This is a genomic window from Streptomyces sp. NTH33, from assembly GCF_003236365.1.
In the GTDB taxonomy this organism is placed as follows: Bacteria; Actinomycetota; Actinomycetes; order Streptomycetales; family Streptomycetaceae; genus Streptomyces.
The window spans coordinates 1-10,618 of sequence record NZ_POTZ01000252.1 but is presented as its reverse complement, the minus strand read 5'-3'; the positions used below and the strand labels follow the sequence as shown (position 1 = coordinate 10,618).

Below are 10,618 nucleotides of genomic sequence, written 5' to 3'. Positions count from 1 at the left end.
CCCCGCGGGTCCTGTCCCTGGGCTTCCCACCCCTCTCCCGCACCTCGCTCTCCCGGATCGCCCAGCCGCACCTGGAGGACCTGGCGTCCCGCGTCCAGGAGTCGACGTCACTGGCGGTCCTGACCCCGTCCGGCGACGAGATCCAGTACACGGCCCGAGCGGCGGCGAGCCGCATCATGAGCGTCGACATCACGATCGGCACCCGCGCCCCGGCCCACGCGACGGCCCTGGGCCGGGCACTCCTGACACCCCGGCCCTACGCCCTGACGGACGAGGAACTGGAACAGGGCCTGCGCTCGCTGGCAGTCCCCGTCCAAGACCGCACGGGCCGGAGGATCGCCGCGGCGAACATCGCCATGCACGCGGCCACCCACACCCGCGAGGAGTGCGTCGAGGAACTCCTGCCGTACCTCCGGCAGGCAGCCACCCGGATCGAAGCGGACCTCCACGTGGCGGCCCGCTTCACCCGGGTCCCTCTTTCCTGACCCCTGGCCACGGGGTGGTGACCGGCGGGTCACCAGCCGGGGTAGCGGCTCCACCAGTGCGGGTCCCAGCCCCCGAGGTACTCGCCGCCGCTGGGACGGTCGACGATCTGGGCGACGAGGTCGCGGGCCAGAGTGTCGAGCACCCAGGCCAGCTCGTGGCGGCTCACCAGATCGACGGGCAGCGCCTCCGCGCCGTGCGCCGCCCCGAGCAGCGCCCCGGTCACGCAGGCCACCGAGTCGCCGTCCGGCGCCCCGGCGGCGAAGCGCAGGGCGGCGTCCACCTGGTCCCGCTCCGGGAAGGACGCAGCGACATACAGTCCGCCGAGCAGCGCCGAGGGAGCGGTGGCGTCCGGAGCGAGACGGGCGAGGCGCTCGCTGTCGGCGGGATGCTCGTCGGCCTGCTCAAGTGCCGTGGTGAGCTGTTCGAGTTCCCTGGTGGCCAGGTCGGGGTCGGCCTCGGGAAGGGCACGGATGCCGTCCGCCAGAGCTCGCCGCACCTGTGGCTCCTCACCGCTGGTCAGGCAGTGGGCGAGCAGCACGGTCGCGTGGGCGGCGGCGGACTGGGCGGCCGGGTCGCCGTGGGTGAGGGCGGCGATCTCACGAGCCTCCGCCGCCCCGTGCCCCGGGCCTCTCCCAGCGAAGACCACGGCGACAGGAAGGATACGGGTGAGCGCGTGGCAGCCACGGCTGGTCGTAGTCGGCTTCTCCACGGTGCCCTGCTCGATCTTGGACAGAGCGGCCACAGTCGCCGGTGCCGAACCTCGCCGCTGTGCCAGCACGGGCACCTGGGCAAGCCAGCCGTCGGGCCACGCCCCTTCGGTGCCCGAGGCCCAGCGGCGCCGCATCCGCTCCTCCTCCATGCCCTGAAGGGCGGCCCACCGGCAGTAGGCGTGCCACACCACCGACGGGGGGTGGCAGATGCCCTTGTGGTCACCGCGTACGAGAGCGCGAACAGTCCCCTCGACCGTGAAGCAGGCCAGCTGAGTGCTGACCCCGGCCCACAGCGAACCCTCGGCCGGCAGCTTGCCCCGGGCCTTGCCCAGCGTGTCCCCCACCGCCAGACCGAGCAGCAGTCCGCGTACCCGGGAGGCCGCCCACTTCTCCTTCAGGAACCCGGTCCGCCGCTCCGGCTCCGCATCACGCTCCCGCCGTACGACGTCGGCCTCTCCCGGCCGGCTCGGTCGGCTCGGCCGGTTCACCGGAGAGGTGCCGCCACTGGCCACCGGGGTGGCCAACGCGTGCACGGCGTCGAGCAGTTCGGCATGCTCCGACAGGTGCCAGCCGTGCAGCAGCACCTCACGGAGATCGGACAGCGCGATCTCGGCGTCGATCCCCGTGGCCAGGTGGCTGTAGACGGCGGCGACGGCGGGGGTACGGCTCTGGCCGGCGGCGCAGTGGAGCAGGACCCGCTTGCCCTCCCGGCGCAGCCGCAGCACCTCACGTGCGGCCTGGTCCACGACGTAGTGGAGGTTGGCGTTGTCCCCGTCTCTGTCCACCAGCCAGACGCGCACGTGCTCGACGTCGGCGCCGGGCAGCACCGGGGTCGTGCCCATGCGGCACAGCGACACCACCGCGTCGACGTCGACCGGCTCGCCGCCCTGGAACAGGGCGAGGTTGCCCAGCACCATCCCGGAGTCGTGCGGGTGGGGAATGGCGAAGCCGCGGGGCGAGCCGACGGGGACGGGCATGCGGGCCGTCGAGGGCCAGCCGGCACCATCGTCCTGCCCACCCCGGGCAGTGCGCACCGCCAGCCGGACCAGGTCGGTCCCGGTGAGACCGGGCCAGCCGTGCACGGCCTGCTGCCACTGCAGCGGGATACCGGAGCAGCCCCAGCGCGCGCCGAGCAGGGCGCCGACGATCGCCGCGACGGTGTCGGTGTCCGTTCCGGCCCGGACCGCCGCCTCCAGGGCGAGACGCAGGTGCTGGGCGGGGAAGCTGCCCTCGGCGGGGCTCAACTCGGGAACGGGCGTGCGGGTGATGGCCGACCAGGCGGCCTGGAACGCGTGGACGACCCAGCCGTTGTTGCCGAAGTGGTGCGGCGGGTGGGCCTCCGCCTCGTCCAGCCGCCGCGCCCACACGCCTCGGCGCTCCACGGGGAGCAGGTCCAGGCCGGCCCGTACGCCGTCGAAGGTTCCCTCCAGCACCGCGGTGCGGATGCCGGAGCACCACAGCACACAGGCATCGGCGCAGTCGGGGTCCGGATGGGTGAGCGCGCCGACCGCGACGGCCGCCTCGGCCATCGCGGCCACGTCGCCGAGGTGAGCGAGGGCGACGATCCCGGTACGCATCAACGAGCCGTTACCGGCGCTCTTGGAGTGGCCGGCGGCGTAGGCACGGGCGGCCTCCAGCATGGCCGCACCCGCCGCCCCGGACGCCCGGCCGGCGGCGTTCAGGACGGCTCTGGTCTGGTTCCCGACATCGCTGGCGCCCCCGTCCAGCCAGCGCTGGAAGTTGGCCGCGACCGCGTCGAGGGCCTCGGGGGCGCGCAGATCGGCTCCGGTCGCCGCGACCTCGGCGACGCACACCTGCATCTGGGTGTCGTCGGAGTACTCACCGGGCTTGTACGGCCCCAGACCGCCGCCGATCATCTGCGGCCGCTGGCCCTCACGCAGCGTCGCCTGGAACTCGTAGGGCACGCCCAACGCGTCCCCCACGGCAGCACCGAGCAGCACTCCGGCGGCCCGGTCGGTGCTTCGCGCGCCCAGGCGGGGGTTCGGTATGCGTACGCGGCCATGAAGCCTCCATACGGTGGACGGCGCGCGGCAGGCGTGCCGAACGGGTGGCGAGGGACGGGTGACGCCCCCGATCGACCCGATCGAGGACACGGGGACCACATCGGCACAGCAGAACGCCGGAAGAAAGATCTTCGACGCCGAAGTCGCGCCAGCTTGGCATGCCCCCTACTTATCGTCAAGAAGACGATAGTGAACGGCGTCACCCCACGGACCGATTCCAGCGGTACCGGCGACTGGCGGGTCCCTGGGTATGCAGCCGACAGTGCCGCTAGACTGTGCCCGGCGCACCGCTTTGCCGGTGCACCCTGCGGACGTCTGAGACGTCCCAGCCCTACGCCTTCGTAGCTCAGGGGATAGAGCACCGCTCTCCTAAAGCGGGTGTCGCAGGTTCGAATCCTGCCGGGGGCACCAGCCAAAAGGCCCCGGACCGATCATGGTCCGGGGCCTTTGGCGGTTCGGTTTCAGGCGGCGTGCGGGGTGAAGGTGACACGGGAGTCGCTCTCGTCGATGGCCAGGTTCAGAGTGCCGTCCAGGGCCTTGGCCAGGCGTCGCAGCAGCGGAAGCGTCGGCACGGTGTCGCCGCCCTCCATCCGGGACACCTGAGGCTGCGTCATTCCGGCCCGGTCGGCCAGCTCGGTCTGGGACAGGCCGAGCTCGATCCGACGGTCGTAGACCGCCTGCCCGAGGTCGCCGGCCAGCCGCGCGTCGGCGTACTCCTGGTCGTACTCCACCGCCTCATCCGCGAGCTGCCGGGCTCGACGCGTCCTCCACGTGCTGTGATTCATCAGCTCTCCTCGCGCCGATCGTAGGTGTGCTCGGCCCGGCCGTGCGCAGATTCGGCAACCTTCGATGTCGGGTGCCGTCAGGGATCAGTCCGCCGTACGGACCACGACTTCAAATCCGAGGTCGCTCAACAGCTTGGCAGCGTGGTCCTTGCCGCCGGAGAACTCGTCGCGTCCCAGAGGATCCCGTCCGGACAGATAGCCGTGCGCCGCCCCCACGATGGCCTTTGAGTCGTACTCCTTGCCATCGATCTCGAGCAGGTAGCTACGCGACGGTCCGAATCCGTATCTCTCCAGGAACGCATCCCGACCGAGCCGGTCGTGCTCCGCAACAGCCTGCAGGATCGCGGATCGAGTGATTTCGTTCAGCGTCATGATGGGAAGGTAGACGAAGCCACCGACATACGGGGCCGTGCAGACCAGGAAGAGCCCTTCGGCGGTCGTCCGACCGTGGGCGCAGACTCCGCCGGTGACGACGCCAAACCGTTTTCAGCCGAGTATCGACGGGCGTTCCTGTACCGTCGCGGTCGACGGCCAGGGCGTGGGCGAGTACGCGGCCGCTGTGGATGCCCACGCCGTGCCTCACGACCTGTCGCGGGTCGTGCTGCGTCTGCGCCCGATCGGAACGTGGCAGGCCAAGCCGGGGGCCTCGCCCGGGCGGAGGGCGACCTCCCGTGCACCCCTGCTCTTCGGAGCCGGCTTCTTCGGGGAGTCAAGCCACGCCACCAAGAACCTGGCATACTTGAAGTATGGCAACTCGGAAGATCACCATCACCGTGCCGGAAGAGCTGGTGGAATCGATCAAGGAGCGCGTCGACGCACGCGGGGTGTCCGGCTACATCGCGGCCGCCGCCGCTCACCAGGACGCCATGGACCGACTGCGCGAGTTGGCCGACCGTCTCGAGGAAGAGCATGGCGCCGTGACGGACGAGGAACAGCAGGCAGCGCTGGACCGCATCGCCGCCATCGACGGCTGGCATGACGAGCAGCGATCACATTCGGACGAGGCCGCGTGAGCCGCACCGCCCGAGCAAAGCTGCACCGGCCGCGCCGGCGCGTCTTCGTGTTCGACTCCGAGGCCCTCTCCAAGGCGGTCCAGGGCGATCGGGAGATGGCTGCGCTGATCAAGACGGCCCCACGGCTCGACATCCCGATCATCACCTCGGCGCTCACGACCCTGGAAGCCTGGGACCCTCGCGAAGCGTCGAGGCAGGCACTGTGGAACTGGACACTGTCCCGGATCCGCATCGTGCACACGGACGACCAGGTGACCGCCCTGGCGCGCGACATGCTGAAGGCAGCCGGCCTGCACGGGCACAAGTACGCCCTCGACGCCGTTCTGGCGGCTGTGGCCGGGCGGGAAGCCGCACAGGGGGCCCAGGCAACCGTCTTCACCTCCGACACCGACGACATGAACCAACTCCTCGCAGGCCACTCCGTGCGAGTCGAGAAGGTCTGACGGGACGCCCGCACCTCACTGCGGCCGCTCGCCGGCTTCCCCGAGCAACCCGTGTCTTCGTCGGACGGCCTCCACTGCACGTGTTCAGCACACATGGGGACGGGAAGCACCGCGAGCCAGTGAGAACCACGGAGGAGCGTTTTCCCTGTTCAGACACACCGCGGCCCGAATCTCCGCAGGTCACAGCCTCGCCCGGGGAAAACTCCCAAAGCGGGTGTCGCAGGTTCGAATCCTGCCGGGGGCACAGGCAGAAGGGCCGGCTCAGGAGGATTTCCCTCCCAGGCCGGCCCTTCGCCGTTCCGGGCTCCGCGCCACAGGCGTGCCGCTACGTCCGCTCGGCGCCCTCCCCGGAGAAGTTCAAAGCCGCTCCTACCGACCTCGATGACTGTCGGTGGCGTCTTCTACTGTCACCCCTCATGGGCAACCACTTTCAAACGGTCGTCGACTTGGACGCCACCCTGGTAGACGCGCCGGCGCTCGCAGCCCGGGGCCTTTGTCGCATCGGGTGGGCACCGCTTTCCACGGCTCCGGGGGTTCGTTCACATCCGTCCACGGCCAGTGTCGGGCGAGCCGGAGAACGCGGCCGCGGGCGGTGGTGACGAGCTGGGCGGCGGTGGAGAACAGCCGCAGTCGCAGGCGGCGGGGCTCCCACAGCCGGGAGCCGCCGGCGAGGGCGAGCATCGGCATCCCGGAGCGGTTCAATGTGCGCCTGCCAGGAGGAGCCGTCAGGGTCCGTCCGCTCAGGTTCGATGCAGCACAGAGGTACGAGGTCCCGATTCCGCCTGCCAGGAGCGCCCTGCCAGGAGCGCTGAGAAGGGCCGCCTCCGGAAGGCTGCCATGCGGGCATGGGTTCAGGTTGGGAACCCGAACAATGCTCGGGAGTTGCCTCGCGTCGAGTTGCGCGGACTACGAAGAGGGACAGAGTTCGACTTTGCCTTTGGTGGTCGACCGGGATTCACGCGAAGCCTCTCGCTTCCCTCTGATTCGACCACCTTGGTCATGTGGGCCAAAAGCCTGGGCACCCCTCAGCTACCGACGCCACATGGGAGGCGGAAGCCTCGCACCGTGCGTACGGGGAGGCCGTCCGTGTCCTCGGTGGGGACGGAGTGGAACGAGCAGATCACATCGCTACCACCCCTTGGCTCCCCTCATGGCACTGGCCGCGCCGGGCCGTCTCCGGGCGTCCGAGGCCGCTCAACAGGGGCCGACGATGACCGATGACGACCACTCGGCCGCTCATGAACACCGCTCTGAGCAGCGAAAACGCAGGTCACTAAGATCCCCGGCAAGGCCCAGGGCAAGAAGCAGCAGGCATGCCCAAGCCCCTGCACGCGGATGCCCCGCGTGCAGGGACTTGGGAGCGCTGGGCAGGCTTCACGACTCTACGAGCGTGGCCGGCCTGCCCGGTGCTCAGAGGTCGGGAAGTCCCGTCAGGGCGGCCATCTGGGTGATCATCGTTGGACTTGCGACGCCGGAGTAGGCGCGCACCTCGTCCACAGTGCCCGCGAAGTACTCACCGCGGATCGCCGAGCGGCCCACCTGAAGACCGCCCGAGGCTGTCCACGATGTCGTGTCCACAGCAGTAGACGTGTGGGACAGCTGACCGTTCACGTAAAAGCGAAGCTTACGAGCAGAGGCGTCGAAGACTACGGCCAAGTGGTCGCCTACGCCGTAGGGATTGGCATCGGGCAAAGCTTGCTCCTCAGTGATGACCACTTGCGGAGCGGTCGCCTTGTCCTTGGTGGACACGACGACTTCCCACTGGCCGCTTGCCGCCTGGTAGCGGATCGCGAGGCGGTCGGCGTTGCGGCCCGGAAGCGACAGGACGGTCTGCGTCCTGTCGTCGGCTGCGGCCAAGCGGGCACGAACGGCGAGAGTGAAGCTCCCGTCCCCGCCGACCGGTGCCGCAGATGTTGCCGCCCAGTCACCGTCGCCGTCGAGCCTGAGATCGCCCTGACCGACCAGTGCGGCATCTCCGAAGAGGTCCTCGTTGTGGTAGATCCAGGCATCGCCGTTCAAAGTCAGCGGCAGGCCCTCGGGCTCCACATTAGGAGCAATCCCCCCGGGCGCCGCCTCCAACGGCCAGTAGCCCTCCCGGCTCAGCGATGTCTCTCCAGCACGGGCGCCGTGCTCCTTGCCGACTGCGTAGGCGGCGCCGGGGAGCGCACCGAGTGTGAGTGAGAGCGCGGCGGCGCCCAGCGCCACAAACGCGGCACGGTATCTGTCGTACATGACCCCCCTTTGAATAACCCGGTCAAAATGCTGAAGCGATCTTTCAGCCTCGCTCCTTTGAGCGCAAGGAGTTTCGGCCGTCCAGATCGCATATCGGCCCACGTCGCCATGGCTCGGCCGTTCGCCCAAGCCAGCGCCCGAATCAGCCACAAGTGACCGCAACTTCCCAGGCTGAGAGCTCCAAAGGCGCGGCACACCTGCTACTTCCCCGGACGGGCCGGCCGTAGCGTCTGGCTTCGTCGACGACAGGAGCGGCAGCGTGGCTGATGTCTGGGGGAGCGCAGCGAGGCACATGCGTGCCTGGCCGGCCGGCGCACCCGCCGCCGTGGCTGACTGTCGTCGGCTGAGGTTCGTGCCGCAACCGCGCCAGGTTCAGTGGTCAGCCACGGTCAACGAGGGGGTCTCGCAGACGAGTTCGCAGCCGCCTCACCAGGTAGCGAATCTCCAGGTCACCGGCACGATCTCCCAGCCTCTCTCTCCTGAAGCGGGGCTCAATGAGTCGCCGCAATCGCAGGAAGAGCGTGCGCCACCAGGGGCCCCGGCCGGGGCCGAGCGTCGACCTCAGTCGAGGTCGGCCCACGGTCCGCTGGTTTCCTCCTTCGGGATCCACAGGAGAGGTTGGCTCGCGCGGCAGTATTCCTCGGCCTGGTCGTCCCAGGGGAAGCGGCCTTCCTTGTCCGGCCAGAACAGCTGCATCACGGGAAGCGGAGGGGCCTGGTAGTAGTCGATCCCGGCGCCGAAGAAGTCCCGGTACCAACTCGGGTGGACCGGCCGGACGGTCACCGGGTAGCCGTTCAGGATGTCGTCACGCACCTGGTCGGCTTGCAGCGGGTGACCGTTACGGATCTCTTCGCCTGCGACGTTGAGGATGGGCATCATCGTTTCGACCCGCAGGCCGAAGATGCAGACCTCAGGGCTGCGCAGGGTGTGCCACAGACCGATCGAGTAGGCCCAGTCCGCCGGCGCATCGCCCCCGGCACCGACCCCCATGACGTGCCAGCCGAACTCGGACACGCTTGCGGCTATGCGGCCATCGCGTTCCTCCCAGGCCGGGCCATCCGGAGGAGGCGCGCACAGGAGGCAGAAGCAGGAGGAGTCGTCCACCCGAGGAGGTTACGACGCCTGCAGTCACGGCTGCCGCCGGGCCGTCCCCGGGCCGTCCGAGGGAGCCCGACGTCGACCGACAACGACAGAAGCCCACGGCCCGATGAGCCCCATCAGAGCCGTGGGCTTCTTCAGGCCCGCTGGTCAGCAGGACCGGTGATCAATAGACCGGCGAGTCAGACCGCACAGACCGGAGAGCCGCCCCCGTACCAGAGCGTGCGGGGAACCAGGGGGACACGAGGCACTGGGACGACGGCGATGCGGCCTTCGGTAACGATCTTCCGCCGCGCGGGTCAACAGCAGAGGGCCTGTGCCACTGCCTTGCGGAAGTCGCCGGTCGCGAGTGCCTTGACCGGGATAGTGAAGTACAACGTTCCCGCGTCCCCCAGCCCCATCCGAGTTCGGTGTCCTCGGCAAGCTGGAGCAGATGGACGGTGGGGCCGTCGGCGTCGCGGGACGACACCTTGAGCGTGTACGAGGTGTCCGGCCAACCGAAGGCGCAGTGACTGCCGGCGGTGTTCCCGTCGAGATCTCGCATCTCGCCGAGAATGAGCGATGCCGCTCCCCAGTGCTGGTCCCTGTCGAACTCCACGTCCTCGTCCTCGACGTCCCAGCAGTCCGGGAGCATGGTCACCTCAGCCGCGTGGACGGGCACCGCCGGGTAGCTTCTCGCTGGTTCGGGTGCCGTCGTCTCGACTGCCCGTGCCGGGTCGGCGGGAATGACGCGACATACCTCGGAGACGAACATGTCCAGTTTGCGGTACTCCTCGTACGGCAGGTCCGGATCGAGGTAGAAGAAGTTGAGCAGGCCGGGCCGTAGGGGCATTTCATCGCCCAGCCATGGAGCGAGGGCATCGGTGTCCAGTACGGCGTGCAGGGACAGCGGGACCCCGCTCTGTTCGGGCCAGAGGGCCTCCGGTTCGAGGAGGGCAGGACCACCAAGCCGGCATTGACCGGTGGCCTGGATACTTCCCGTGGAGCGGACCAGCCGAAAGCCGCGGCGGGCCATGGCAGCAAACTGCCGACCGGCCTTCTCACCGAGCCGTTCCGTGCATACGCGGCTCAAGTCGGCAGGGTCGTCGAACTGCATGCCAGGATCTTCTCAACCTCCGCTCGGTCTCGGCCACCTTTGGACCCGAGACGCGCCCCTTGCCGCCGACGGACCCTGACATCCACGGCTGACAACGGCGAGCCCCTCGATCGCCTGAACTCCAGCAGCTCGACTCCGTGCAAGCCGGGGCAGATCAACTCCACGAATTTGGGGGCAGCTCACTTGACGGTGGGCCGGTGGAGCAGGAGGACTGCAGCCCGGGCGGGCTCGCAGGGCCTCCCGGCCTGGCTTCAATGTGGCCTGGCAGGCGCATGGGCTGTTCGGGCAGTGGTCAGGTGTGGGCACCACGAGCGGGGTGCCCAGCGGGGCGGGGGGCCGATACTAGGACCCCGGCCCGATTACGGCGGGCCGGGGTCCTACATCATGCGCTTCGTGCAGTCGGCTCAGTAGTCGTCCCCGTCGTGGAAGCCGCCCTTGTGGTGTCCGGTCACCCGGAAGCTGGCCACCACTCCGTTCTTGACGTGCACGCCCTTGGTGTGTCCCGGCGTCACGCCGCTGGCGCTGCCGGGGCCGACCGTGGCGAGGGGAGCGCCGTTGTCGCAGGTCGCCCCGCGGAAGACCTCGACGGTCCTCTTGCTGTCGTTGAGGATGTTGAAGTTGTTGGAGCCCAGGCCGCTCATCACGGTGATGCAGGCGCCCGGGCGGGCGGAGTACGTCCGCTCGTTGATTTGGATCCGGCCCTCTTCGAACTCTGTCGCTGATACACATCT

9 protein-coding genes, 1 tRNA gene and 2 pseudogenes are annotated in these 10,618 nt (G+C 69.3%); 4 read left to right on the top strand and 8 right to left on the bottom strand.

Annotated elements, in window-relative coordinates; translation table 11 throughout:
- A partial coding sequence (locus C1I97_RS22680; protein WP_309147821.1) for an IclR family transcriptional regulator domain-containing protein occupies positions 1-485 on the top strand: 485 nt, incomplete at its 5' end.
- Positions 486-514: 29 nt separating this feature from the next.
- On the opposite strand, the gene C1I97_RS22675 is transcribed toward C1I97_RS22680, so the two are convergent.
- On the bottom strand, positions 515-3,139 hold the full coding sequence (locus C1I97_RS22675) for an ADP-ribosylglycohydrolase family protein (protein ID WP_258382693.1): 2,625 nt from the start codon (positions 3,137-3,139) through the stop codon (positions 515-517).
- Positions 3,140-3,555: 416 nt separating this feature from the next.
- On the opposite strand from C1I97_RS22675, the gene C1I97_RS22670 reads away from it, so the two are divergent.
- Positions 3,556-3,631, top strand: a tRNA-Arg gene (locus C1I97_RS22670).
- Positions 3,632-3,681: 50 nt separating this feature from the next.
- Here C1I97_RS22670 and C1I97_RS22665 read toward each other — a convergent pair.
- Together C1I97_RS22665 and C1I97_RS22660 are read right to left on the bottom strand one after the other, a co-directional pair.
- Positions 3,682-4,005 carry a helix-turn-helix domain-containing protein gene (locus C1I97_RS22665; protein ID WP_181446863.1) on the bottom strand — a complete coding sequence of 108 codons (324 nt, stop codon included), beginning with the start codon at positions 4,003-4,005 and terminating at the stop codon, positions 3,682-3,684.
- 84 nt (positions 4,006-4,089) lie between these two features.
- Positions 4,090-4,377, bottom strand: coding sequence for a hypothetical protein (locus C1I97_RS22660; RefSeq protein WP_111005037.1), 288 nt, complete (start codon positions 4,375-4,377; stop codon positions 4,090-4,092).
- A 374-nt stretch (positions 4,378-4,751) separates the two neighbouring features.
- Here C1I97_RS22660 and C1I97_RS22655 point away from each other — a divergent pair, with 374 nt between their 5' ends.
- Together C1I97_RS22655 and C1I97_RS22650 are read left to right on the top strand one after the other, a co-directional pair.
- Positions 4,752-5,018 (top strand): hypothetical protein, encoded by a 267-nt coding sequence (locus tag C1I97_RS22655; RefSeq protein ID WP_111005036.1) that lies wholly within the window; start codon positions 4,752-4,754, stop codon positions 5,016-5,018.
- Positions 5,015-5,461 (top strand): hypothetical protein, encoded by a 447-nt coding sequence (locus C1I97_RS22650; RefSeq protein ID WP_111005035.1) that lies wholly within the window; start codon positions 5,015-5,017, stop codon positions 5,459-5,461. Before C1I97_RS22655 ends, C1I97_RS22650 begins: the two co-directional genes overlap by 4 nt.
- A gap of 546 nt (positions 5,462-6,007) precedes the next feature.
- Here the strand turns inward: C1I97_RS22650 and C1I97_RS22645 are convergent.
- From C1I97_RS22645 to C1I97_RS22625, 5 genes and pseudogenes are all read right to left on the bottom strand, one after another.
- Positions 6,008-6,148: pseudogene (locus C1I97_RS22645) on the bottom strand (IS1380 family transposase); the annotation flags it as partial.
- Between the two features lie 723 nt (positions 6,149-6,871).
- Positions 6,872-7,693 (bottom strand): LamG domain-containing protein, encoded by an 822-nt coding sequence (locus C1I97_RS22640; protein ID WP_181446862.1) that lies wholly within the window; start codon positions 7,691-7,693, stop codon positions 6,872-6,874.
- A 561-nt stretch (positions 7,694-8,254) separates the two neighbouring features.
- Complete coding sequence (locus C1I97_RS22635) at positions 8,255-8,797, bottom strand: DUF4262 domain-containing protein (protein WP_146608266.1); 543 nt, start codon at positions 8,795-8,797, stop codon at positions 8,255-8,257.
- Positions 8,798-8,957: 160 nt separating this feature from the next.
- Entirely contained in the window at positions 8,958-9,887 is a 930-nt protein-coding gene (locus tag C1I97_RS22630; RefSeq protein ID WP_258382692.1) for a YwqG family protein, read from the bottom strand.
- Between the two features lie 404 nt (positions 9,888-10,291).
- A pseudogene (locus C1I97_RS22625) lies at positions 10,292-10,618 on the bottom strand (hypothetical protein); the annotation flags it as partial.